This window comes from Flavobacterium sp. AJR (genome assembly GCF_002156885.1).
In the GTDB taxonomy this organism is placed as follows: Bacteria; Bacteroidota; Bacteroidia; order Flavobacteriales; family Flavobacteriaceae; genus Flavobacterium.
This window is the reverse complement of the sequence record NZ_NCWQ01000004.1, coordinates 19,376-44,053: the sequence shown is the minus strand read 5'-3', so window position 1 is coordinate 44,053 and position 24,678 is coordinate 19,376. Positions and strand designations below refer to the sequence as shown.

The window sequence follows — 24,678 nt, the reverse complement described above, 5'->3', positions numbered from 1 at the left end:
ATTGACATTAATGTGTTATTTAATAATTTATTGTGCCTGAGAGAGAACATTAATAGGGAAATAAGCAGTACAATTGTAATTAACCAGACTCTAAAAAAAAACCTGTAAAGATTATTTACAGGATTTTTTATTATATTTTCTAAAAGTAAGCATTTAAAAGTATTTTAATCAAAAAATAAATAGGTAAAATTTCTTGTTCGTCAATTCATTACTAAAGCGTTTAATTTCCTAATTCCAATTGGTTTTTAACTAATTTAAAATAGTCAGCTTTGTTGTAAACCAATTCAGAATGATTTCCTTGTTCTACAATTTCACCATTTTTAAGTACTATGATATTGTCAGCATTTTTTACAGTGCTCAAGCGATGCGCGATAATGACAACTGTTTTTCCTTTAAAAAATTCTTGTAGATTATCATGAATAATTTTTTCGTTTTCAGCATCAAGTGCAGATGTCGCTTCATCAAAAAAGATATAATGCGGATTTTTATAAATTGCCCGTGCAATTAATAAACGCTGTTTCTGGCCACCTGAAAGTCCATTTCCTGATGCTCCAATTTTTGTATTATATCCAAGAGGTAATGTCTCGATAAAACTTTCAATATTTGCAATTTTAACTGCTCTTTTTAATTTTTGTTTATCAATATTTTCATCTCCAGTGGCTATGTTTCTTTCGATAGTATCTGAGAAAATAAAACCGTCTTGCATGACTACACCACAATTTTCACGTAAACTTCGGGAAGAAATATCGATAATATTTTTAGCATTAAACAATAATTCACCATGTGTAGGTTCGTAGAATTTTAATAATAATTTTAATAAAGTGGTTTTTCCACTACCACTTGCACCAACAATGGCAGTAATTTTTCCTTCGGGGATACTAAAATCTATATTTTTTAGTACATATGGAGATTTGGGGCCTTCATATTGAAAACTTAAATTTTGACCTTTGATCCCTAAAGGAAAACAATTACTAATATCTTTTATTTTTAAAAAATTATTATTTTCTCCTTCTTCTGTTGGATGGTTTTGCACCTCGTTTAGTCGTTCTAAACTTAATCGTGCATCCTGAAAAGAACGGAAAAAACTAACAAGCTGATTTATCGGACTATTCATTTGCCCTACGATATAGGATACACTCAAAAGTTGTCCTAATGTCATTTGTCCTTTAACTACAAATGATGCAGCTAAAAAAGTGACTAAAATATTTTTGAATTGATTTAGAAATTCAAAACCAGATAACTGAATTTGATCTAATTTTAATATTCGGGTATTAATTTTAAATAACTTCTTTTGAATTTCTTCCCATTCGTTGCGTTTGAAATCTTCAAACTGGTTTAATTTCATTTCAGTTACTCCATTGATGATTTCCAAAATAGATTCCTGGTTTTGGCTTCGTTGCTGGAAATGAAAATAGTCTAGTATTTTTCGTTTTTTGAGCCAATAGAATGACCAACTAATAGATACTACAGTCAAAATAAGGTAAACGACAAGAATGGTAACATCATAATACCAAAGCACCCCAAAAAATACCGAAAAGGTAATCATCGAAAAAAAAGTGACTAGACTTTGGGAGGTCAAAAAGTTTTCTATACGTTCATTATCCTGTATTCGTTGATTAAAATCTCCAGTCATTTTAGTATCAAAGAACCTAATTGGTAATTGTAATAATTTTTTTAAAAAATCGGATATGATGCGAATACTAATTTTTGTTCCTATAAAGAGCATCAGCCAGTTACGAATTATTTCTATAGTTATAGATCCAAAAAATAAGCCCAGTTGTGCTAAAAGAATAAGACTTATTATGTTTAAGTTTTTCTTACTTACTCCATTATCAATAAGGTTTTGAGTTAAAAACGGAAAAACTAAAGTTAGGGCGCTGCCTATTAATAACATAACAAAAAGAAAAGCTAATTGTTTTTTGTATGGATTTAAGTAGTTATAAATATATTTAATATTTAATTTGTCTTCTTTTGGAGGAGTTAATTTATAGAAAGATTCAGTAGGTTCCAGAAATACTCCAATTCCACAATCGCCATCAGATAACCATGATTTTTTAAATTTTTCTTCTGTTAGAGCAACAAAACCATGACCTGGATCAGCAATTTTGTAAGACTTTTTTTTTGTAAATAAATTCGTTTTTATTTTATTAAGAACCACAAAGTGATTTTTATTCCAATGAAGAATGCAAGGCATAGGCATTCCATTAAGCTTTTCAATGGTTAGTTTAGCCGTAAGAGTTTCAAAACCTATTTTGGTTGCAGCTTCTTTAACCCCCAATAAAGAAATTCCTTCACGTGTAATAAAAGAATGTTCTCTTAGGTATCGTAAAGAATATTTTTTTTTATAAGCACTTGCGACCATACATAAACAAGCGGGGCCACAATCCATTTGATCTTGTTGGGGTATAAAAATCATTTAATGTTTATTTTGGATGCTTTTTGAATTTTTTCTAGAATATTTTTATCATGAATTTGGTTTGTAAAAGTAGCTGTCAATGCTTTTACATTCTGTATTGAATCTTCAGATTGTAAGTACAAGAAACTTTTATTTTGAAGCGCATTTAAAACATATATTTTAAAAAAAGCATATTTATAGTCTTTCTTTAAAACATCTTTTAATAGTAAAGCTATGTCTTGAGAATTATCGTTAATTAGGCTAACTAAAGCTAACCAATCGTTTAGATATTTATTTTCTGTATTATGTTTTTTTTCATTTAATGATTTACAGAAAAAATCAAAATCAAATGATTGCGTATCTGTAGTCATTTGTGTCACCAAAAATTCAGTAAAAATCTGCATTAACATTTCTTCTTTATATTGAAGTTTTGTCTGATTTAATATCGAATTTTTTAAATTATATTTATTCTTTATTGGTTCTACTTCCAGAAGAATATGTTCTATTATAGCAATGTTTAAATCGATATAATCGCTGCTTTTGTTCGCTCTTAAAAATAACCTAATAACATTATGGATTTGCTGAATTTTGGCAGCATAAATATCTGGATATTCTTTTTCAATAATTTCGATGTTCTGAATTGCCAAAAGCAATAACTCTAAAGCTTTTTCATAGTTTTTGTCTTTATATACTCTAAATGCCAGATTAGGGTATATATATACATTTAAATATAGTTTTGCTCTTTCATTTAAATCAGAATTATTTAATGCTTCTAAACCTTTTGTATAGAAATAATCTGCTTTTGTTAACCTGTTTTGCTTACACTCATTTAATGCTTTAGAATAATAACTCCATATTAATTGGATGTCCATTCTTTCAGTTAGCTCAAACTGATTAAAAACAAAAGAGGTGAATAAATCATCAAAACTTATGGCTCCTGATTGATTATCATTTACAAAATCAGAATTTACAATGTCTAATAATGATAAGGAGATGTCATCTTTTCTCATGGTTTATGCTATTTGAGTAATATTATCTTCTTGAATTAAATAGTTTGCCAGCATTAGTCTGTCTTCAATGTTTAATTTCATACTTGGACATGGAGGAATTCCATCTTTCCATGATTTTGGGCATCGTCCTCCACATAAAGGCAAAATTTTGCATGATGTACACCAATAGCCATTGCTTTTATCCTGAATTTCATCATACCATTTTGTATAAGGTCTTTCGGCGTATTCTTTAACCTCGGTAAAACTGGTTTTTAAATCTCCTATTAAGTATTCGTCTCCGTACATAGGTACCAATGGAATTTCTGTACAATTAAAGATTTTTCCGTTAGGATCTATTAATTCATAATTTGGCGTAACTGCAGAACATACTACATCTTTTGTTTGTGGAATGGAGTTAATTTCAAATCCTACTTCATGAAGTTTTAACAAATAATCGATTTCATTAATCGCATATTCTTCTTTAGTATTTGTTAAATGCGCATCGTTGCCCCAGCTATATACAGGAGCTGTATAGAAAATAACTTTGTCTTGTAGATTATTTTCGGCTAATAATTCTATTAAAGGAATTACACCTTCTTTATTAGTGTCATCTACGTTGCAGCGTATTTTTATATAACATCCATTAATAGGGTAGTCCTTTAAACTTGTTATAGATAAAATGTTGTTAAATATGAGGTCAAACGTAGGTTCTTTTGCTTTTGTATCTCTTCTGGTATCATGAAACTCTTTTACACCATCTAATGTGATTTCTATAGATGTACAATTAAATTCATGAGCTAATTCTTCATAGATATTACTTTTAAGAGAGAGTCCATTAGTAACAATATGAGATCTATAAATAGCATCATTGCTCTTTGAAATCTTTTTGGCAAAAGTATTAACCAGTCTCATTTTATTTAACGCCATTAGTGGCTCTCCTCCGAACCAACTTATGCGGAATTCAGAAAAGGGTTTACTGCTAAATAAATGTGTTAATCTCTTTTCTATCAACTCGACAGTATCGTCTTCCAATTTTTTCTTAGAATGGACTTGTCCACAATAAGAACAGCCTAACTGGCAATTTCCAGAACTCATTACGGTAACATGTAGATAACCATCTTCTGCTGTAGCATCTAATTTAGCTTTCTCACAAAATTCGCTTAACTCATTTAAATCTTTTGGGACTATGATCTCAGCGATAATTAAATTATTAATTATATCTAAAGGAATCTGATCAAAGTCCTCTTCTTTTAAAAGGGCAATAATTTTTTGGTCAAGATTATAAGCTTTTGCAGTTTTTGTTCCGAAAACAACACAAACATCTGTATTAGGAATTGGATCCGTAATGATAGTATAATAGGATAATTTATATTTCATGATAAGTTGAATTTAATTTTAGGGGATAAGCAGTGCCTATCCCCTAATTAAGAAATTATTTACGGACTAGTATTTCTACTTTTGGATTGCATCCTGATCCGTTGCATCCTGACCCATTGTTTGCTGGAACTGCACCACCAATAATTTTTCTTAAAGAATCGTTTAATTCGATGATTTCAAAAGATTTAGTTGTAGTTAAACCTGAAAGCTTATTTTTTAAATTTGAATTTTTCATTTTATTAATGTTTTTCAATTGTTAAATAATTCAAGAGAACGATTCTCTTAAATGGTTAATTAATTTGCTTGCAAGCGGGGATATTTAAGCTTCCTTTCTCTTTTCATTGGCCACTGAAAAAATACTTAGAGAATTAAATCAATTATTATTTTCCAGCTCTGCTTTTTTCATCCTGATTTCCTAAATCACGACTTTTAACAGAGATATCACTATTCCCAAAATTGTATTTTAATGATATTCTAAGATATCTTTCATCATAATAGTTCTTAGAAATTTGCTTGATTCCATTTGTCACATATGTATATTGAGGTCTATTGCTGCTAAATACATCATAGACATTGGCTGAAATTTGCAATTTTTTATTAAGCGACAATATTTTAATCCCAAAATCAAAAGAAGAATAATCACTAATGGTGTATATTCCGGAGAGTGCAGGGTAGAAATAGAAGTAACTTACCTCTGCAAAAAAAGTTTTATTTTTATTTAAAGTGAATGTATTGGTATTTGTAAAATTAGATCCCCAGCCAGAAAATTTAGGCTGTACATAAATAGACTTAGTATTGGTCTCGCTGTAGTACACCGTTAAATCGGCGAAATAGTTCCACCAGCTAGTAAAATTATATGTTAGTGATATGTCAAATCCTAAATCGGTTTGGTCAAAATAGTTAAGTCTTAAGAATTTTTGAATTTTCTGCCCATCTATTACTTCAAAAGTTGATAGTTGTCCGAAACCATTTTCTATTTTAGATACGTAAATAGTACTATTTAAGATGTTATTATAGGAATGTGATATCTGAAAATTATTTGTAAAAGATGGCTGAAGAAATGGATTTCCTTCTGAAAATAGGTTTGAATTGTCATACCATCTAAAAGGATTCATTTCCCAATAAGATGGTCTTCCAACTCTTCTGCTATAGCTTAAATTAAAAGTGTTTTTTTCATTAAGTTGATAGGAGAGGTAAGCACTCGGGAAAAATTTGATATAGTTGTTTTTATTAGTCTGGTTTAGTATTTCAGAAGTACCAATAGTTTGGGTCGCTTCCATTCGTAGACCAAATTTAGATTCCCATTTTTTGCCTAGTTTCTTACTTGCTAAAGCGTATAAAGCCTGAGTATTCTCTTTATAATTAAATATGTTATTTTGGGATGGATCTAAAATTGCATCACCAGAGGTTAAATTAAAAAAGGAGGCATCACTATTATTATTCGTAAAACTAACTTTACCACCAAAAGATAAATCAGCAAATCCATAAGGCATATCAAAATCAATTTTAGCCGAATAATTACTAATATCTTGATTGCTTAGGTTATTACCAATAAGAGAAGAGCTTTGCGAAGGATTATTATTGTACGAATTAAAGTTTTTATCTTTATCTTCTTTAAAATTAAAGTAATCCAGATCTATCGAGAATTTTTTTCCTAAAGTGTCAATAAGAGTTGTTGAGTAAATATTTATTGAGCTATTATTGTTTTTCTTAGTATCATCTCCTATAGTATTAATATCATAGAGATAGTTATTAGAAACAGATTCATTGATAGTTGTAATATTAGAGTTCTGTTTTTTTAATTTTCCAAGGCCACCTAAATATTGTACTCCTATATCTGTTTTCTTTGTGAGTTTATAATTTAAATTCAACGAAGCATTAAAAAAAGTAAAAGAAGGTTTGTTTTTATTTATAGAATTCCAGGTCTCTGTTGGGTAAAAAAAGGTTAAATCCTCTTTGTCTAATGCACTTCCTTTTCTATAATTAATATCAAATAACAAATTCAGTTTGTTTTTTTTGTATGAAAAATTTCCGCCAAGGCTACCCGTCGGATACGTTTGTTGTAGATATGTACTGCGCAATGTTGTGTTCCAACTGTCTTTTAATACTTTTTTTAACTTAATATTTAAAATCCCACTATTTCCTTGAGCATCATATTTTGCTGGTGGTGTAGAAATAACCTCAATGCTTTTTATATTATCTGAAGGAATCGATTTTAAAAAATTAATCAAATCCTCTCCAGAAAGTTGTATTAACCTATCATCAATCATTACAGCCATACCACTTTTGCCAATCATTGCAATAGAGTTGTTTTGTACTCTTATTCCAGGAGTAACTTTTAAGGCATCAATAGCATCGCCTCCTATCGCCGAGATAGAATTTTCGACATTGAAAACTAATCTGTCTACTTTTCGAACCATAATCTTTTTTTGGGTCTTTACGACTACTTCACTAAGTTTCTCTTCTTTCTCAATTACCTGAATAGATTTAAAATCGATATTGTCTATAATGTTTACCTTCTTTTTCCATAAAACGGTACCCATTTGTTTTATTTGTAATAAATAATTACCAACTTCTGTAAGTAGTATAAAATCACCATTACTATTGGTCATTTCGCTTTTTATTGCGGTTGAATCATTATCTATCAATAAAACTTCAGCAAACTCAATGGGATTATTTTTAATATCTACCACTTTCCCCTTTATTTTTACTTGTGCTAACAAAGAAGGACTATAAAACAGGATTGCGGCAATTAGTATTCTTGTAATTCTAAACATAAAGTTAGATCCTGTTTTTTGTGATTTTCTGTAATCAAAACTAGATTAACAACTTATTAGATGCAAACTATGGTAGTCGACATTTATAAATATCGTGTCTGGATTTATAAATTTTTGGAATAAAAAAATGTAATTGCTTGATTTTAAAGGGTGTTTTAAAAGTGTTTTATTGCGTATATTAATCAGGTTTTAATATAAAATGAGAGGATGGTCTAAAATAAATGCTTAATTTCGGTATTTTAATTATTAATATTCTTACTTTATTGTTGATATATCAAAATTGCAGATGAATTTTTCCTTTTTTTCTTCTTTAATAATACGTACGCCAGCTTATTCAATTGATTTTTATAAAAATCTTACAAAAGAACTTTCAATTGAACCTGATGTTATAAAAGAATTAGTAAAAGATTCTCAGATAAACGAAGCACTATATTTCGCATCGCCCGAATTATATTCGGAAATCCAAAAATGGTGCAAGCAAGAAGATTATGCTATTTATAAAAGTGAAAAAATTAAACTTTCTGTACTAAAATATCTTATTCGAATGTCTACTCGATGTACACCATTTGGGCTTTTTGCTGCATGTGGTTCTGGGAATATTGGCGACGTAACAAAAATAAGTGTCGATAGTAATTCTGTAGATAAGGAAAATTGTTTTTATCGAAAGACACGTTTAGATATGCAATTTGTTGCTAATTTATATAGCAAATTAGCCGCAGATTTGACTATTCAGGATCAATTGCTTTTTTATCCAAATAGCACGCTTTATCAATTAGGGGATTTTTACAGATATGTAGAATATACATTAGAAAATAATAACCGCAAGTATTCTCTTGAAGCATTAAAGCGAACGGATTATCTGGATTTAATTGTACAAAAAGCCAGTAACGGAATATCTAAAGAGGAGTTGGCTGACTACTTAATGATTGAAGATATCACCAAAAATGAAGCTTTAGAATTTATTGAAGAATTAATTTCTAATCAGATTTTGGTTTCAGAATTAGAACCTAAACTTACAGGAAACACTTCTGTTAATGATTTAATAAGCGGAGCCAAAAAAGAAAGTGAAGCTGCAATTAAATTTGAAACTTTGATTAATGAAGTAGAGAAGCAATTACAGGATATTGACACAAAATTAGGAAACGATATATCTTATTATACAGACATAGAAGAAAGCCTATCCAAAACAAAAATCTCTTTTGATAAAAAGTATTTATTTCAAGCCGATTTATTTCTCGAGTCTAAAGGATTTGAACTAGAAAAAAAATATACATCTGAATTATATAATGCTATAAAATTTTTGAATAAAATTTCAGAAAGACCCAAAAACACACCATTAGAAAATTTTAAAAAAGCTTTTATCGAAAGGTATGAATATGAAATGATTCCGTTGGTTAAGGCATTAGACATAGAAACGGGAATAGGATATTTACAAAATAATAATTCTGATTCGACTCCACTATTAGATTGTATAGAAATAAAACAAAAAACAAATAGCGAGAATCATCAAATAAGTTTGAATAAAGTAGACAAAATCATCTACAATAAATTGCAAAATGCCTTACAGAACGGTAAAACTAGTATTGCTTTAGAGTATTCTGATTTTAAAAATGAAGATTTCTCGACTGAAAACATGCCAAATACATTTTCATCTGTTTTTGAAATCGTTGAAGAGGCAGGTAAAGAGTGGATTGTAATCCAGAGTATAGGCGGTTCTAGTGCAGCAAATTTATTAGCCCGATTTTGTTATGGAAATGAAGGAGTAAATAGTCTGGCAAATGAAATCACACAATTTGAATCTGAAAGTTTTGCTAATAAAATCATCGCAGAAATAATTCATTTACCAGAATCTAGAACTGGAAATATATTAAGAAGACCAAGTTTTAGAACCTACGAAATACCGTATTTAGGTCAATCAAACGTACAACCCTCAAATCAAATAAATATTGAGGATTTAATGGTATTTGTAAAAAAAGGCAGATTGATTTTGTGGAGTAAAAAACATAACAAAGAAGTGATTACAAGACTTACAAATGCTCATAATTATTCGTATAAAGCATTACCCATTTATCAATTTTTGTGCGATATGCAATTTGAAAATTGTAAATCAGTAATAGGATTTAATAATAAATTTGAGAAGCTTTTTGATTACTTGCCAAGAGTAACGGTCGGGAATTGTATTATCTCTAAAGCTAAATGGATCTTTAATAAAAACAGATGTCCGGATTTTTTTAAAATAGTGAATGATAAAACAAATTCCACTCCAGATTTAGTTCGTTCAGCTATTCTTTCTATGAATATAAAAGGGTTTCAATATCTGTCATTAATCGATGGAGACAATACATTAGTAATCAATATTGAAAATGATACTTGTATTGAAATGTTAGTTGAAACAGTTAAAAATAAAACACAATTTATTTTAGAAGAATTTTTATTCCCTTCTGGCAAAGTAGTTAAGGGGGAAATGGGCAGCTATGCAAATCAATTTATTGTTGGTATAAAAAATAAAACCTAAGTAACGATGCATACGCAAAAAGTAAAAAGAAGTTTTATTCTGGGAGAAGAATGGTTATACTATAAAATTTATTGTGGACATTATTCGGCAGACCTTATTTTAGCTGAAAGTATCTTGCCAATTGTTGATGAATTGGTTCAAAAAGGACTTATCGTTCAGTGGTTTTTTATACGATATAATGATCCTAATAATCATTTAAGATTGCGTTTTCAAATAGAGAATCTAGATAATATTCAAGTAATAATAAAGTTAATGCAGACGCATTTTAGTGAATTAATCAAAAAAGATTTAGTGAGCGATATTGTAACGGCAACTTATAAAAGAGAGATTGAACGTTACGGTGAATCAACTATAGAACTTGTTGAAAAATTATTTTATTATCACAGCGAAAAAACAGTAAATTTAATCACTAATACCACACCTCAGGAAGATGAAATCGCCAGGATATTTGCTTCATTACAAATGATTAATGATTTATTAGAATGTTTCAATATCCCTTTAAATAATCGAATTAGTTTTGTAAAGACAATGCAAGAAGATTATAAGAGCGAACAACACATTGAGAAAGAAAATAATAAGAAGTTAGATTTTTTGTATCGAACTTACAGAAATGAAATCATATTATATTTACAAGAAAAACAAGAGCCCGTTTACTTAGAAGGATTAATTGACTTAGTGAAAATAACCCAAAAAGAAATCGAGGTAATAAAAGAAATAATAAGTATGAAATCGTCAACTAGTTTAGAAGATTTTATTTCATCACTTATCCATATGAATATCAATCGCATTTTTAGATCAAAACAAAGACATTATGAAATGATGTGTTATGATTTTATGAACAGATATTATAAAAATATAGCAGCCAGAATATGAAGAATTCTATATTAATTATTTTACTATTATTTACAACTGCGCTTTTCTCTCAAAAGGAAGAAACTTTTGTTATTCCAGATTCACTCAAGAATATATCTTTTAAAGAATTGGATGAACGTTTTGAGAATTATTTTATAGATAAAAATACGAAAGCCCTTTACGCTAATGTGTATTATAAAAAATCTAAACTACAAAGGGATAAAATAATCCGGGCTAATGGATTGTATATGGCGGCTATGACTACTGCCAATGATACAGCTGCGTTACAATACGCTGATACTATCATTGCATTAACTAAGAACAGTAATGATTTTAATTATCCTGCTAAAGGATATATATTGAAGAGTAATTTTTTGATGAAAAAAATGGATTTAAAGTCTTCATTGGCTAATATCCTGGAAGCAGAAAAATATTCTTTACAGAAAGGAAATATTGAACAAAATTTATTGGTTAATCAGCAAATCGCATTAATTAAAATTGAACTTGGAAAATCAGAAGAAGCCTTACCACTTATAATAAGAAATTATAATCATTTTAAATCTAAGAACATACATTCTATCGATTATGTATATACAACCTGGGTTTTAGCAGATATTTATATTCGTTTAAAAAAAATAGATACCGCACTATATTACATTAAAGATTTGCAGAAACAAATAAAGTCGGATAATCGATTTTATAAATATTTGATAATGTATGAAGGAATTTGTTATAGTTACAAAAAGCAATTTCGGGAGAGTACTATTTTATTAGACAAAGCCATTATAATGCTAACTCCAACCAGTGATAAATTGAATTTAGCAATTAGTTATTATTACAGAGGTAAAAACAATTTGGAAAATGAAAAAGACATAGATAAAGCTATAAATGATTTCGAAACAGCAGATTCCATATTGGTTAAGAGTGGTTTAAACACAGCAGATTTACGCAATAATTGTATCCAATTAATTGAAATATACAAGAAATTACAAAATAATGAAAAGCAGTTATATTATTTGAATCGTTTGCTCGAGATAGATTCTTATATAAGCAAAAATGATATTATTTTAGGAGAGCAGATAAACAAAAATTATGATACACCTCATTTATTATTACAAAAGGAAAAAGTAATTTTAAAAATAAATCAGGAAAAAAGAATTTACATTGGTATTGGTTTCATCGTTCTTATAGGACTTGGATTTTCTCTTTTTTATTTATTAAAAACAAAAAAAGAAAAACAACTTTATGAAAAAAGAGTAAATGAATTACTCGATATACATAATACAGAAAATAAAAGTAACGAAATAGAAAAGCCTGTTTCAGATATCGTTATTGAGCCAAATGAGAATGCCCAAAAAACAATTGTTTTGCCAAAAGAGAAAGCAAATGAAATTTTGGAAAAAATCGCAGAATTCGAAAAAAACAAAGGTTATTTAGAACCAAATATAAATCTGGCAGATTTTGCAAAAAGACTAGAAACCAATAGTACTTACTTATCCAAAACTATTAATCAATACAAAAATAAAAACTTCAGTCAATATATTAATGATTTAAGAATAGAAGATACTATTACAAGATTAAGAGAGGATAAAAAGTTTAGAAATTATTCGATAAAAGCTATCGCAGAGGAGGTAGGTTTTAGTAATTCAGAATCTTTTTCAAAAGCCTTTTTTAAGAAAACAGGATATCAGCCATCTTATTTTATAAAAAATGGAGAGCAATAATTGGTAAAATTGCTTTTATATATTTAAAAGTGTTGACAAACTATTTTAATCTTATAGATTTCTCAAACTACTATAAATAATGCGCTTTTGGGTAAATATCTTATATATTGTAGTATGTAGATTGTTGAAATTTATGGGCGAAATTTATAAATTCAGACTACAAGAGTTTTTAACTGATTACAGGAGATAGTATATTCACTTAAAATAAAAAAACTTATACTAAAAACTATGAAAAAGCAACAAGTTAAAACGGTTAAGAAATTATCCTTGGATAAATTTAAAGTAGCAGAATTTAAGAATATGAAAGCAATTATTGGAGGTGATACCGACGAGGAAAAAATAAAAATTACGCCTCCAACGAATTCAGGCCAACACGGATAATATCGTTAAATAATAATATGCCTAAATATTAAAAATGAAATTATTATAGAAGCCTGATTGTTAATTCCAATAAAAAATCCTGTAAACACAATTTACAGGATTTTTTTGTTTTTAGTTGGCACTTTAATTCAATTGTTTTGTGTTAATAATTCATTTGCACTATTCGAGTTCGAATGTTATTTTTAGATTTACTCTAAACTCAGTGACTTTTCCATCTGATACTGTTACGCTCTGTTCTTGAACATATGCAGAACGAATGTTTTTTAAAGATTTGGATGCTTTGCTAACTGCTTTCTGAGTTGCATCTTCCCAACTAGTGTCTGAACTAGAAAGAACTTCGATTACTTTTAATACTTTCATAATTTTTATTTTTTTAAGGAGAATAAATTTACCTCTTTTCTTTTGAAATTTAGTTCTAAAAAAAATTTATTTGTATTTAAAGTAAAGATTTTCAATTATTTGTGTTCGTTGCATGTTAGTGTAATGAAATTAATTCCACAAAAAAATTCTGTAAATATTGTTTGTTTACAGTGTCAGAAAAATAAATTGATTAGATAATTTTTTTTCCAAATGCAAATTATGGTAGTAAGTAAGAATTCTATTTTAATTAGCTTTACGATTGTTAGTTAGTCAGTTTCTTTAAGAACTTCCCTTATTTTGTCTAGCTTTAGGATTAGTTTGTTGCAGTTAGGAATTTTAAATCATATTTACTTTTATCGAGGAATAGTAAAGGATTATCCATTTCTATCATTTCAATGAAAGCTTGTTGCTTATTAGTAGCTTGATTATAATAAGATTCCACGATTTTATAACCAATATAATACCCTAAATCTCCAGGTCTATCCTTGCTGGAAGAAGCATTAAATAACCAGTTTTTATAGTTATTTGTACATAGTTCGCTTTTCATTTCATACCATAATGCCTTTTCATTCTTTTGACCATATATTGCATATTCAGTGGTTTTATTAGGTCGTCCCAGATTTTTTTCGGCGATAAAAGAAGCAACGCCTTCTTTGATTATATTTTCCAATAATGGACAAGAGCAAGCCTCTTTATTTCTTTCTTTTTGCTGCGTATGGATTAGTTCATGGGCAATAGTTTCCTCAAGTTTAGCTTTAATTTCGATTGTGTTGTTGGTTGATACTATATCCGATTTAAGGTTAGGATTTGTAATCTCCCTGACATCTGACGTTTTATCGCCAGTTTGCATTTCTGCAGCAATTAGTAAAACGTTGGATGAGATAGTACCGGCAGCAAGCATTGGACCTATAACAAATGCTACTTTGAAATTACTAGTATTAGGATATATCTTTTTTAAATTGTTGGCAATGCTGTCAATAGAATTGTTTAGCTCATAGACAATGAATGAATTTTGTCTTATCGAATTATAATAATTCTTGTATTTCCAGATTCTCTTTAAGAACATTTCTGCCGAAAAATCCCGAACTTTTGCAAATTGCTTTAATCCATTTGTAGCTCTATCTAGATATTGGGTTTGTATTGTATGGATACTATCGCTGGTTGTCTTGCAAAATTTTAAATTATCATACATTTCCCAAAATTGTTTAATGTCAAGTGTATAGATATTTTTGTTGTTCTCATTCAGAAGCTTTTTTTGTATTTCGCTTCTATTTTGAAGCTGTGCTTTGCTGTATGTGGCGATAGAAACATTGATTTCACCACTTGGTTCAACTTTATTATTGATTCCGGTTATTCTAATTTTATAATCACCGGATTGTTTGGCTATAAAATCTATTTTATCATAACCAGAATTTCCATCGGCTAAATCGGTTGTTTGTTCGATATTATTTTCAGGGTCGATCAAATCGACTTTTACATCAATATTATTTTGAAAAACAGTAATTAAGTAGGATGTGTTCTTTTTTAATTTCACAGGAAAAGTGATTTCACTGCTGCTAGTATATTTTATGTTTTCTTGTTTTTTATTTATTTCAATATTTTGTGAATATACTAATGGGGTAGAGGTAAGGACTAGGAATAATAAAAATAATTTTATCATAAATTTTAATTTTTAGGATTTAATAAAACCGAATTTTCTGTTTCGGCTTTATTAAATGACCTTTTAAAAAAATAGATGTTACACACTTTTACTGATTTTGGTTAAGATTTTAAATCAGTAGAATAAAAAAAGGGATAATTGCTATATCCTTCCTGTGTTTATTCCACAAAAAAAATCCTGTAAACAATGTTTACAGGATTTTTTTGTTTTTCAAACTGTTGTGAGTAATGTGTTGGGTTTTATTATTGAGAGTATATCGAATATTATTCTTTTATCTTCATATTTAAACCAATAGGTAATCGTAATTGATGTGAGTATTAAGCTACTGTAACCTCAACTGCGTTTTTACCTTTTTTTCCGTCAACTACTTCGAATTGAACAGAGTCACTTTCTCTAATTTGTTCTTTTAAGCCTGATGCATGAACAAAAATGTCTTGTCCTGTACCTTCTTCTGTAATGAATCCAAATCCTTTTGCTTCATTGTAAAATTTTACTACTCCTGTTTTCATAATTTATATTAATTTTATTAGTAAATGTACTCTAAAAAATTATTTAACTAACTGATAGTTAGTTTTTATTTTAAAAAAGAATTTTATATATTTTAACGTTTAGTTAAGGATTAAGACTGATATTGAGTTTTTTGGACTATTTTTTTAACAGAAGCGAAAGCTCTAGCCTAGATCATAGTCACATCTTTTTTCTTGCCAAAACAGAAAGATATAGCGTAGAGGTAGTCCCAACACTTCGGTAGGTTCTAAAAATAAAACCACCCGGTAAGAGTGGTTTTAATATTTTAAGAGATATGTTTAAACTATTTTTAACTAGTTTGATCATCTGTAGTTGCAGATGGTGCATTGGTTTTTACCGATTCGATTCCGTTATCTCTTGCAGCCACGCTTTCGTACATTTCGCTTGTTCCGATGATTTGACCATTGGTTGCCTTTAGGTTGAAATAAGGTTTACCATTTTTAGCTGTTTCTCTGGCAAATTTTGAATCGTCTTGTGAATTGGTTTTTACTGATTCGATTCCGTTTAAACAACCTGCTTTTGCCGAATATCCTTCGCTTGCTAGAATTGTTTGTCCGTTACCAGCTTTTAAATTAAATTGGAACTCTCCGTTAGTTCTTTTCGTGATTACAAATTTTCCCATTATAGTATGGTTTAAGGTTAAAAATAGTTGTTTTATTTTATAAAAATACAAAAGAAAATTATTCCAGAGATTATGAGAAACAGTAAAATATTTAATTTTTTTTGTGAAAGGGTAAAAAAAACGAGAACCTAATTTTAAAGTTAAGTTCTCGTTTATATGATAAGGTTATTCTTTTTAGAATTTGAATCCTAAGCTGATATTTGAAACAGCTGTTTTTGCTTTTAAACCAGATGCATCAATATCTGTAACTCCTGCTAAATATCTGTAATCTAGCGTGAATTTCCATAAATCGACACCAACTCCGCCAAGGAAACTATTGTTGTTCTTAACAATGTCGATATAGTTTAGGTCATTACTCATATCTATATTAGAATAATTTTTCCAATTGTAACCACCAAAAATCCTTACGTTTCCTAGTTTTCCTAGAGGAACAATTTTAAAACCTACAATAAGAGTAGCTTCAGTTCCTGATAGTTTATAATCGGTATCGGCAATTCCTGTTTCAGAAACAGTAAATTTAGATTGTGCATATCCAAATTCAGCTTGTCCATAAAGCATTAATACATTTACTCTGGCAAATCCTCCAAAACCTACCGAAGTTCCTGAACTATCGGAGCTATAATCATCTGTTAGTATAGAAGTTATGTTAGAAGAAACTATAGGGCCAAATTGTATTAATTGGGCAAAACTGTTTGCACTGATACATAATAGTGTGATTAAAAAGAACTTTTTCATACGTGTGAATTGTTAGTGTAATTATTATTTAGACATTAAAATTAAATATTATAAACTGAAATCGAAAGATATATCTTATTTATTTTTTATGGTTTTTTTAAGAAAGTGTTTTGTATTTGTTTGAAATATAGTAGGATGTGTTTTTTATTAATATGATTTATAAAGTAAAAGTACATATATGTTAGAAGTTTAATATAGGTGAATTCTGTAAAAAATTATAAAAGCTTTGTGAGTCAAACCAGATTCACTTGTAATAATAAATTCTAAATTTGGGTTCTTGTCCAAGTTAAAGAAAAGTAATTATGATAATCAAGGAAATTCAAGCTTCAGAAACTTGGGGAATCAGGCATAAAGTGATGTGGCCCGATATGCCTTTTGAATTTGTACAACTAAAGGAAGACGATTTAGGTGTACATTTTGGGTTATATAATGAATCTGAACTCGTTGCTATCGTTTCTTGTTTTGAGGATAATAAGGAAATGCAATTTAGGAAACTAGCAACTTTAACAGAACAACAAGGGCAAGGTTATGCAACAAAGCTTTTAGAATATATTTTGCAACGTGCTAAAACTAATGGTATAAAACGAGTTTGGTGTAATGCGAGAGTAAACAAAAAGTCTTTTTACGAGAAATTTGGATTAATAGATACTCAGATAACCTTTTTTAAGTCAGGGCAGGAGTTTACCATAATGGAAGTACGACTATAAAATCAGATTTAACTCTTAACGAAAACAATTATATTTGGTTCATATATAGTTGTTTAATTAAATGTAGATTCTGTTTAGGTTTATTAATGCTTACATTTCTGTAAGTTATAAATTTTTATTAATAAATTATCCTGTAAACTTCACTAAAAAAACTATTTTTGGTTTCTGTATAAATTAAGATTGAAATGCATAAAAATCAGCACATAATATTATTTTTTTTATTTTTTATATTTTCAGGGTGGAGTGTAACCGCTCAAAAAAAAGAACAACATCCTAAAAACGAATTTAGAGGAGTCTGGATTGCAACCGTTGTTAATATTGACTGGCCTAAAAGTAAAATAGATGGAGGAGAAAAACAAAAAGCTGATTACCTCGAAATTCTAGATACTTACAAAAAACTAAATTTTAATGCTGTAATTGTACAGATACGAAGTGTTGGAGATGCTTTTTATCCTTCAGAGTTAGCACCTTGGTCACGTTATTTGACAGGAAAAGAAGGTCAGGAACCAAAACCAAATTACGATGTTTTGGCTTGGATGATTGAACAAGCACATGCAAGAGGATTTGAGTTTCATGCCTGGATGAACCCATACAGAGCTGCATTCGACTTAAAAAAAGATAGTTTAAGCCCAAATCATGATATAATCAAACATCCAGAATGGATGATAGAATATGGAGGAAGAATATATTATGACCCTGCATTGCCCGAAGTTCAGAAGCATTTAACTACGATTGTAGAAGAAGTTGTAGAGAATTATGATATTGATGCAATACATTTTGATGATTATTTCTATCCTTATGCAGTTCCTGGAAAACAATTTAACGATACAGCTTCTTATAAAAAATACGGGAATGGTGTTAGTCTAGCCGATTGGCGTAGAGCTAATGTGAGCAGCTTTGTTCATACTATTTCGACAACGATAAAAACTTGTAAACCTTGGGTACAATTTGGGATCAGCCCTTTTGGGGTTTGGCGAAATAAATCTAAAGATCCAAAAGGTTCAGATACACAATCGACATCTAATTATGATGATTTATACGCAGATCCTGTTTTATGGATGGATAACAAATGGATCGATTACATAATACCTCAACTGTATTGGAGTATGAATAATCCGAGAGCTAATTATTCTAAACTAGTAAAATGGTGGTCAGAAAACTCTAATAATGTTGCTATTTATATCGGCCATAGTCCGTATAAAATTAGAGCCGATAGTGATAAAAGTTGGAATCTTGCAACAGAAATTCCTAATCAGGTTGATTATGCCAGAAGTTTTAGTAACGTAACCGGAAGTGCTTATTTTAGTGCTAAACTGCTTATAAACAAAAATCAGGATGTAGTACGCCTTTTGGCAGAGAATCAATATAAATATCCTGCAATTCCGCTTGCAGTTCCTAATCTTAGAAAGGTTGTAGCTGATGTTCCTACAGTAAGCGAGTTTACAAAAGATAGTGTTAATTATTCATTTAAAGTTACCTATCCGCTGAATACCAAAGTACGTTACATTGTAGTTTATGGTGCCGAAAGTGAGGCAAAACTTGATATAAATGACGCTACACAAATTATAGATAAATTGACAGTTCATGAAATTGATGGTTCTATTTATTTTGTTCTTTCAGAGCGAACAATGAAAAAGTACAAAGCTTGCGCAATCACATTTATCGATTATTATGCAAACGAAAGTACTCCAACTATTATAGATTTAAAAAAAGGATTTAAAATAAACGTAGCTGAAATAACAGATGAAAACAGAAAATAAACCTTGGTTTTGGATTCCATTCTTGAATTTTGCATCTGGATTGCCTTATGCGGTAATTATTTCGGTTTCGGTACTTATGTACAAAAACTTAGGGATTACAAATGAAGATATTGGTGTTTATACCAGTTTATTATACCTGCCTTGGGTAATTAAGCCATTATGGAGCCCGTTTATAGAGTTGAACGGAACCAAAAGAAAGTGGTTTTTATCGATGCAATTAATTATATCGATTGCGTTTTTAATTGTCGGATTCACCATTCCGCTAAATAATTTCTTCATATTAACCTTAGCCATATTTTGGGTTGCGGCTTTTGCCTCGGCATCTAATGATATTGCGAGCGATGGGTTTTATTTATTGGTTTTACCCAAAGAGCAACAATCTTTTTTTCTCGGAATCCGAAGCACATTCTACAGACTTTCGATGTTGGCAGGAAACGGATTGATAGTCCTTTTAGCAGGTTATCTGGAGCACAAATACGGAGATAATCGCAAAGCATGGTCATATACGATGATTTTTGTTGGTTTATTGATGACATTTATAACGACATACAATTATTTCTCGACACCAAGAACAGAAACTAATGCAGCAGGAACTGCTAAAGAAATTGCAGATCAAAGTTTTGCTTCCGTTTTTGCAAGTTTCTTCAGAAAAAAACAAATTGTACTAGTACTTGCATTTATCTTATTATTTAGATTAGGAGAATCTCAATTAATGAAAATGCTAACGCCATTTTTAGTAGATCCAATAAAATATGAATTAGTCGAAACAAGTTCAGATGAAAGTCAAGGTAAAGCTTTAGCAATTTATAATTCAAAAATTAAGACAGGAGAAAAATTATCTGATGATGAATTAAAATTAGTGTATTCGAAATTACCAATTCAGGTTGAGAAAAGAAATTCGAAAAATCTATTACAAGAGGTAGAAAATAAAGATGCAAAAGAATATAAAAGCCTAAATAAACCCAGGATAGATTTTGTAAATCAATTAGTAGCTAGCAAAGGAAGCAATAAAACAATTGAAAAAGGCGGAATGGGATTAGATACCGAAGATATTGGTTTAATCTACGGAACCTTCGGATTAATTGCATTAATGCTTGGTGGGGTTTTAGGCGGAATTGCTATCTCAAGGCATGGACTTACTAAATGGATGCTTCCTATGATCCTAACAATGCATTTGCCTATTATTGGTTTTATATTGTTGGCCTATTTTCATCCATCCTCTATTTATTATATCTATGCTGTAGTAATTGTAGAACAGTTTGGCTACGGTTTCGGATTTGCAGCCTTTATGATGTATTTAATTTATGTTGCCGAAGGAGAATCAAAAACGTCACATTATGCTATTGCAACAGGATTTATGGCACTAGGAATGATGTTACCAGGAATGGTAAGCGGATATATTCAGGAATATTTAGGATACGGAAATTTCTTTATATGGGTATTTTTGGCAACAATTCCGGGAGTAATACTTTCCCGATTTTTATTCTTTCCAAAAGACTTTGGTAAGAAGATAGAATAAGATTTAATTAGAATATAACGCCCATGGAAATCAATGAAAACATACAGGTTGAACGTAACCTGAAAGCAATTGAATTTGAAAAAGCAGGAGAGATTGAAAAAGCAATTGCGTTATACGAAGAAAATAGTAATGAAGGTTTTAGAGGAAATCACTCTTATGATAGATTGGCAACTATTTATAAAAACCAAAATGATGTAGATAATGAAATTCGAGTGTTAGAAAAAGCCATTCTAATTTACGAAGAAATTACGCTCGAAGATAGAATTGAAGGAATGCCAAAACTTTTTAGGTTTAAAAACAGACTAGAAAAAGCATTGCAAACCAAAGCACTACTTGCAAAACAGAAGAAAAAGAAGCTTAAATAAAACAAGAATTTTATAGTTTTTTATCATCATGATTACATTAAAAAGAACAACATCTGACAATATCGATTTTACAAATCTGGTTTATTTACTAGATCAGGATTTAAAAATTAGAGATGGAGATGATCACGATTTTTATAATCAGTTTAATAAAACCGATAAAATAAAACATGTAGTTGTGTATTATGAAGATGGAGTGGCCGCAGGTTGTGGCGCTTTTAGGAGATATGACGATCAAACTGTCGAGATTAAGAGAATGTTTGTGCATCCTGATTATCGCAAAAAAGGAATCGCATATAGAATTCTAGCCGAATTAGAACTTTGGGCTTCCGAAATAGAATACAAACAAACCATATTAGAAACTGGCATAAACCAACCAGAAGCGATATCGTTATACAAAAAAGCAGAATATTCAATAATACCAAATTATCCTCCATATGATGTTATGGATAATAGTGTATGCATGAAAAAAACAATTAACTAATGAGCAAAATACCACAAACATTGCAACAAAAAGTAGGACAGTTTTTCTTTCCTGCAGTTTTTATAAATGATACCGAAGAAAATATTCAGGAAACTGAACGATTAATACGAGAATATAATATCGGCGGATTGACGTTTTTTCATAGTCGAGCCAGTGCTGCAACAAACTACGAAGGCAACAAAAAAATCGTTTTTAACGATGATAGTTACAAACAGTTAAAAGAGAGAATAGAGCGTTTCCAGAAATGTGCTCCAACACCACTTTTAATAAGTATCGATGCCGAGTGGGGATTAGCAATGCGTGTAGAAAAAACACCACAATATCCTTATGCAATTACCCTTGGAGCTTTGCCAGAGAGCAAATCAGATTTGGTTTACGAAGTAGGAAAACAAATAGGGCAAGACCTTAAATCGGTAGGGATTCAGTATAATTTATCACCATTGGCCGATATAAATAATAATCCAGATAATCCAGTTATAGGGTATCGTTCATTTGGAGAGAACAAAGAAAAAGTTTCCCATTTTGCTTTAGAATACCTAAGAGGAATGTCAGATGTTGGAGTTTTAGGTTGTTTAAAACATTTCCCCGGACACGGAAACACCAATGTAGATTCACATTTGGGATTACCAGTTCTAAAAGAAACTTTAGAAGAATTACTAGAAAACGAATTATATCCATTTATAAAAGGAATCGAGCATAATGTCGATTCTATTATGATAGGACATCTTGCAGTTCCAGCTTTAAATTCAGGAAAAGATACCTCAGCAACATTATCAAAACCTATTATCGAAACCTTATTACGAGAACAATTAGGTTATGACGGATTAGTGATTTCGGATGCATTAAATATGCACAGCGTATCAAAATTATATGATGTAAAAGGACAACTAGAGTGGGAGGCATTTAATGCAGGAAACGATGTGTTGTGTTTTGCCGAAAATGTACCCGAAGGAATTCAGGCAATTCTAGAAAATGCTTCGCCAGAACGTATCGAAGAAAGTTTTAATAGAATCTGGAAATGTAAAGAAAAAGCAGGAATCCTAAATCAGGCAGAAGCAGGTTCAGGAATTTTAGATTTTGAAAAAACAGCTTTATTAAACGAAAAAATAGCACAAAACAGTATCACAAAAATTATAGATAATTCTACTACCGAAACTGTTTTTAAAGCACATGCAAATAATACACTTGCCAAATTAAGCTTATACAAAAGCGTAGACAATGATTTCTTTAAAACATTAAATACACAATTAGCGAGTCCAGAATTTACAATCGAAGTAGGTAATACTACAATTTCTTCAATCGAACAGGATTTAGAACCATTCGATACGATTATCATTTCATTATTTGTACCAAAAGCAAAACCGCTTAACAATTTCGATATAGAAGAATCGGTTTTAGAACTTTTAGGGAAATTATTGAAAACCAAAAAATGTATACTTTACGTTTTCGGGAACCCGTATGTTTTACCAATAATTCCTAATGCAAAACAAGCGTTAGGACTTATCGAAGTATATCAGGATTTTATTACGTTTCAAAAAAATGCAGGAATTCAACTTTTAGAAAATTCTAATTGTATAGGGAAATTACCGGTAAATATTGAGCTTCAATAAATTATAAAAACACATTTTTCTATCATAGCTAAAGTTTATTAATGGATAAATTTTTATAATCACATCCTATTGCTTCCGGATGGGTTTATACATTACTTTTGCATCAAATAAATAATTAACTTAAAAACGAAAGATATGTCTTTAGTAGGAAAAAAATTCCCAAGTATTGCAATTGATGCCATCTCAGAAATGGGAGATAATTTAAAAATCAATATTTTTGAAGAAGCAGTAAACAAGAACAAAAAAGTACTTTTGTTTTGGTACCCAAAAGATTTTACTTTTGTATGTCCAACAGAATTACACGCTTTTCAAGCTGCATTACCAGAATTTGAAAAAAGAAATACAATCGTAATCGGAGCTTCATGTGATACAAACGAAGTACACTTTGCTTGGTTAAACACTCCAAAAAATAATGGTGGAATTGAAGGGGTAACTTACCCAATCTTAGCTGATACAAACCGTAACTTATCTAACATTTTAGGAATTTTAGATATTGATTCTACAGAATACAGCGAAGAAACAGATTCAGTTATCATCGAAGGTTCAAACGTAACTTACAGAGCTACTTACCTAATTGATGAAACAGGAAAAATTTTCCACGAAAGTGTTAACGATATGCCATTAGGTCGTAACGTAAACGAGTACTTACGTATGGTAGATGCTTACACACATATCCAGGAAAAAGGAGAAGTTTGTCCTGCAAACTGGGAAGCTGGAAAAGAAGCAATGAGCGCAGATAGATTAAGTACAGCTGAGTATTTAAGCGCAAACTAATTTTTTTTAAGGTTCTAAGGTTCAGAGTTGCAAAGTCTCTAAGATTTAAACTCGAACACAATACAATCTTAATAAATTACAATCTCAAAATAAAAAGTCACAAGGTTCTAAGGTCTAAAACTTAGTACCTTAGAACCTTTGCGACTTTGAACCTTTAAAAAACAAAAGAAATGTTAATCGAATTAAATGAAGATACTTTAGCAGATTTAGTTGCTAAAAATGAGAAAGTTGTCGTGCAATATTCGGCTTCTTGGTGTGGAAATTGCCGCATAATGAAACCAAAATTCAAAAAATTAGCTACAGAAAACGAAGGCTTAACTTTTGTATTGGTAGATGCCGAAAATTCACCAGAATCAAGAAAATTAGCTAATGTGAGTAACTTACCAACATTTGCAACATTTGTAAATGGTAAATTGGTAAACGAAACACAAACCAACAAACAAGAAGTATTAATCGAGTTAGTAAACGAGATTCTTTAAAGTTTTTTTAGTTTAATGTTTAAAGTTGACGAACTTAACAGTTAAACTTCATCGAGCAATTTTTACTC

General features: G+C 29.9%; 22 protein-coding genes. 12 read left to right on the top strand and 10 right to left on the bottom strand.

The annotated features are described in order from the left end of the window. Positions 1-220 precede the first annotated feature (220 nt). The 5 genes from B8T70_RS01945 to B8T70_RS01925 all read right to left on the bottom strand — a co-directional run bounded on the left by B8T70_RS01945 (position 221) and on the right by B8T70_RS01925 (position 7,538). Complete coding sequence (locus B8T70_RS01945; RefSeq protein ID WP_086893722.1) at positions 221-2,416, bottom strand: peptidase domain-containing ABC transporter; 2,196 nt, start codon at positions 2,414-2,416, stop codon at positions 221-223. After that, a complete protein-coding gene (locus tag B8T70_RS01940) occupies positions 2,413-3,405 on the bottom strand; it encodes a hypothetical protein (RefSeq protein ID WP_086893721.1) in 993 nt (330 codons plus the stop codon). Before B8T70_RS01940 ends, B8T70_RS01945 begins: the two co-directional genes overlap by 4 nt. A gap of 3 nt (positions 3,406-3,408) precedes the next feature. Beyond that, positions 3,409-4,761, bottom strand: a complete 1,353-nt coding sequence (locus B8T70_RS01935) for a radical SAM protein (protein WP_086893720.1) — start codon at positions 4,759-4,761, stop codon at positions 3,409-3,411. A 55-nt stretch (positions 4,762-4,816) separates the two neighbouring features. Next, positions 4,817-4,996 (bottom strand): hypothetical protein, encoded by a 180-nt coding sequence (locus tag B8T70_RS01930; RefSeq protein WP_035621134.1) that lies wholly within the window; start codon positions 4,994-4,996, stop codon positions 4,817-4,819. 145 nt (positions 4,997-5,141) lie between these two features. Next, on the bottom strand, positions 5,142-7,538 hold the full coding sequence (locus tag B8T70_RS01925; protein WP_086893719.1) for a TonB-dependent receptor domain-containing protein: 2,397 nt from the start codon (positions 7,536-7,538) through the stop codon (positions 5,142-5,144). Positions 7,539-7,824: 286 nt separating this feature from the next. On the opposite strand from B8T70_RS01925, the gene B8T70_RS01920 reads away from it, so the two are divergent. The 4 genes from B8T70_RS01920 to B8T70_RS23740 all read left to right on the top strand — a co-directional run bounded on the left by B8T70_RS01920 (position 7,825) and on the right by B8T70_RS23740 (position 13,010). After that, positions 7,825-10,053: a lantibiotic dehydratase family protein gene (locus B8T70_RS01920; protein ID WP_086893718.1), complete on the top strand. Its 2,229-nt coding sequence runs from the start codon at positions 7,825-7,827 to the stop codon at positions 10,051-10,053. Positions 10,054-10,059: 6 nt separating this feature from the next. Continuing rightward, complete coding sequence (locus B8T70_RS01915) at positions 10,060-10,926, top strand: thiopeptide-type bacteriocin biosynthesis protein (RefSeq protein ID WP_086893717.1); 867 nt, start codon at positions 10,060-10,062, stop codon at positions 10,924-10,926. Beyond that, complete coding sequence (locus tag B8T70_RS01910; RefSeq protein ID WP_086893716.1) at positions 10,923-12,629, top strand: AraC family transcriptional regulator; 1,707 nt, start codon at positions 10,923-10,925, stop codon at positions 12,627-12,629. Before B8T70_RS01915 ends, B8T70_RS01910 begins: the two co-directional genes overlap by 4 nt. A 228-nt stretch (positions 12,630-12,857) precedes the next feature. Then, on the top strand, positions 12,858-13,010 hold the full coding sequence (locus B8T70_RS23740; protein WP_165572111.1) for a hypothetical protein: 153 nt from the start codon (positions 12,858-12,860) through the stop codon (positions 13,008-13,010). Positions 13,011-13,169: 159 nt separating this feature from the next. Here the strand turns inward: B8T70_RS23740 and B8T70_RS01905 are convergent, their stop codons facing one another. From B8T70_RS01905 to B8T70_RS01885, 5 genes are all read right to left on the bottom strand, one after another. After that, complete coding sequence (locus tag B8T70_RS01905; protein ID WP_039113868.1) at positions 13,170-13,370, bottom strand: dodecin family protein; 201 nt, start codon at positions 13,368-13,370, stop codon at positions 13,170-13,172. A 313-nt stretch (positions 13,371-13,683) separates the two neighbouring features. Further along, positions 13,684-15,030, bottom strand: a complete 1,347-nt coding sequence (locus B8T70_RS01900) for a DUF2268 domain-containing putative Zn-dependent protease (RefSeq protein ID WP_086893715.1) — start codon at positions 15,028-15,030, stop codon at positions 13,684-13,686. A gap of 317 nt (positions 15,031-15,347) precedes the next feature. After that, positions 15,348-15,539 carry a cold-shock protein gene (locus B8T70_RS01895; protein ID WP_035621148.1) on the bottom strand — a complete coding sequence of 64 codons (192 nt, stop codon included), beginning with the start codon at positions 15,537-15,539 and terminating at the stop codon, positions 15,348-15,350. Between the two features lie 308 nt (positions 15,540-15,847). Further along, positions 15,848-16,180 (bottom strand): YegP family protein, encoded by a 333-nt coding sequence (locus tag B8T70_RS01890; protein ID WP_086893714.1) that lies wholly within the window; start codon positions 16,178-16,180, stop codon positions 15,848-15,850. A 174-nt stretch (positions 16,181-16,354) separates the two neighbouring features. Then, the gene (locus B8T70_RS01885) at positions 16,355-16,915 is read right to left on the bottom strand and encodes an outer membrane beta-barrel protein (RefSeq protein WP_039113870.1); all 561 of its coding nucleotides are present in this window, start codon (positions 16,913-16,915) and stop codon (positions 16,355-16,357) included. Between the two features lie 302 nt (positions 16,916-17,217). Here B8T70_RS01885 and B8T70_RS01880 point away from each other — a divergent pair, with 302 nt between their 5' ends. From B8T70_RS01880 to B8T70_RS01845, 8 genes are all read left to right on the top strand, one after another. Further along, positions 17,218-17,622 carry a GNAT family N-acetyltransferase gene (locus B8T70_RS01880; protein WP_086893713.1) on the top strand — a complete coding sequence of 135 codons (405 nt, stop codon included), beginning with the start codon at positions 17,218-17,220 and terminating at the stop codon, positions 17,620-17,622. A gap of 185 nt (positions 17,623-17,807) precedes the next feature. Beyond that, complete coding sequence (locus tag B8T70_RS01875; RefSeq protein WP_086893712.1) at positions 17,808-19,382, top strand: glycoside hydrolase family 10 protein; 1,575 nt, start codon at positions 17,808-17,810, stop codon at positions 19,380-19,382. After that, on the top strand, positions 19,366-20,901 hold the full coding sequence (locus B8T70_RS01870; protein ID WP_086893711.1) for an MFS transporter: 1,536 nt from the start codon (positions 19,366-19,368) through the stop codon (positions 20,899-20,901). The genes B8T70_RS01875 and B8T70_RS01870 overlap by 17 nt, the downstream gene beginning before the upstream one ends. A gap of 23 nt (positions 20,902-20,924) precedes the next feature. Continuing rightward, positions 20,925-21,266, top strand: coding sequence for a hypothetical protein (locus B8T70_RS01865; protein WP_039113874.1), 342 nt, complete (start codon positions 20,925-20,927; stop codon positions 21,264-21,266). Between the two features lie 28 nt (positions 21,267-21,294). Then, positions 21,295-21,747, top strand: a complete 453-nt coding sequence (locus B8T70_RS01860) for a GNAT family N-acetyltransferase (protein ID WP_039113875.1) — start codon at positions 21,295-21,297, stop codon at positions 21,745-21,747. Beyond that, positions 21,747-23,357 carry a glycoside hydrolase family 3 protein gene (locus B8T70_RS01855; protein ID WP_086893710.1) on the top strand — a complete coding sequence of 537 codons (1,611 nt, stop codon included), beginning with the start codon at positions 21,747-21,749 and terminating at the stop codon, positions 23,355-23,357. The genes B8T70_RS01860 and B8T70_RS01855 overlap by 1 nt, the downstream gene beginning before the upstream one ends. Positions 23,358-23,492: 135 nt before the next feature. Further along, positions 23,493-24,131 carry a peroxiredoxin gene (locus tag B8T70_RS01850; protein WP_039113877.1) on the top strand — a complete coding sequence of 213 codons (639 nt, stop codon included), beginning with the start codon at positions 23,493-23,495 and terminating at the stop codon, positions 24,129-24,131. Between the two features lie 170 nt (positions 24,132-24,301). Then, positions 24,302-24,610 carry a co-chaperone YbbN gene (locus B8T70_RS01845; protein ID WP_086893709.1) on the top strand — a complete coding sequence of 103 codons (309 nt, stop codon included), beginning with the start codon at positions 24,302-24,304 and terminating at the stop codon, positions 24,608-24,610. Positions 24,611-24,678 lie beyond the last annotated feature (68 nt).

What these genes read in the sequence shown, in the direction of transcription:
- B8T70_RS01945 (WP_086893722.1), bottom strand. Translation starts at nt 2,416, where the DNA reads ATGATTTTTATACCCCAACAAGATCAAATGGATTGTGGCCCCGCTTGT.
- B8T70_RS01940 (WP_086893721.1), bottom strand. Translation starts at nt 3,405, where the DNA reads ATGAGAAAAGATGACATCTCCTTATCATTATTAGACATTGTAAATTCT.
- B8T70_RS01935 (WP_086893720.1), bottom strand. Translation starts at nt 4,761, where the DNA reads ATGAAATATAAATTATCCTATTATACTATCATTACGGATCCAATTCCT.
- B8T70_RS01930 (WP_035621134.1), bottom strand. Translation starts at nt 4,996, where the DNA reads ATGAAAAATTCAAATTTAAAAAATAAGCTTTCAGGTTTAACTACAACT.
- B8T70_RS01925 (WP_086893719.1), bottom strand. Translation starts at nt 7,538, where the DNA reads ATGTTTAGAATTACAAGAATACTAATTGCCGCAATCCTGTTTTATAGT.
- B8T70_RS01920 (WP_086893718.1), top strand. Translation starts at nt 7,825, where the DNA reads ATGAATTTTTCCTTTTTTTCTTCTTTAATAATACGTACGCCAGCTTAT.
- B8T70_RS01915 (WP_086893717.1), top strand. Translation starts at nt 10,060, where the DNA reads ATGCATACGCAAAAAGTAAAAAGAAGTTTTATTCTGGGAGAAGAATGG.
- B8T70_RS01910 (WP_086893716.1), top strand. Translation starts at nt 10,923, where the DNA reads ATGAAGAATTCTATATTAATTATTTTACTATTATTTACAACTGCGCTT.
- B8T70_RS23740 (WP_165572111.1), top strand. Translation starts at nt 12,858, where the DNA reads ATGAAAAAGCAACAAGTTAAAACGGTTAAGAAATTATCCTTGGATAAA.
- B8T70_RS01905 (WP_039113868.1), bottom strand. Translation starts at nt 13,370, where the DNA reads ATGAAAGTATTAAAAGTAATCGAAGTTCTTTCTAGTTCAGACACTAGT.
- B8T70_RS01900 (WP_086893715.1), bottom strand. Translation starts at nt 15,030, where the DNA reads ATGATAAAATTATTTTTATTATTCCTAGTCCTTACCTCTACCCCATTA.
- B8T70_RS01895 (WP_035621148.1), bottom strand. Translation starts at nt 15,539, where the DNA reads ATGAAAACAGGAGTAGTAAAATTTTACAATGAAGCAAAAGGATTTGGA.
- B8T70_RS01890 (WP_086893714.1), bottom strand. Translation starts at nt 16,180, where the DNA reads ATGGGAAAATTTGTAATCACGAAAAGAACTAACGGAGAGTTCCAATTT.
- B8T70_RS01885 (WP_039113870.1), bottom strand. Translation starts at nt 16,915, where the DNA reads ATGAAAAAGTTCTTTTTAATCACACTATTATGTATCAGTGCAAACAGT.
- B8T70_RS01880 (WP_086893713.1), top strand. Translation starts at nt 17,218, where the DNA reads ATGATAATCAAGGAAATTCAAGCTTCAGAAACTTGGGGAATCAGGCAT.
- B8T70_RS01875 (WP_086893712.1), top strand. Translation starts at nt 17,808, where the DNA reads ATGCATAAAAATCAGCACATAATATTATTTTTTTTATTTTTTATATTT.
- B8T70_RS01870 (WP_086893711.1), top strand. Translation starts at nt 19,366, where the DNA reads ATGAAAACAGAAAATAAACCTTGGTTTTGGATTCCATTCTTGAATTTT.
- B8T70_RS01865 (WP_039113874.1), top strand. Translation starts at nt 20,925, where the DNA reads ATGGAAATCAATGAAAACATACAGGTTGAACGTAACCTGAAAGCAATT.
- B8T70_RS01860 (WP_039113875.1), top strand. Translation starts at nt 21,295, where the DNA reads ATGATTACATTAAAAAGAACAACATCTGACAATATCGATTTTACAAAT.
- B8T70_RS01855 (WP_086893710.1), top strand. Translation starts at nt 21,747, where the DNA reads ATGAGCAAAATACCACAAACATTGCAACAAAAAGTAGGACAGTTTTTC.
- B8T70_RS01850 (WP_039113877.1), top strand. Translation starts at nt 23,493, where the DNA reads ATGTCTTTAGTAGGAAAAAAATTCCCAAGTATTGCAATTGATGCCATC.
- B8T70_RS01845 (WP_086893709.1), top strand. Translation starts at nt 24,302, where the DNA reads ATGTTAATCGAATTAAATGAAGATACTTTAGCAGATTTAGTTGCTAAA.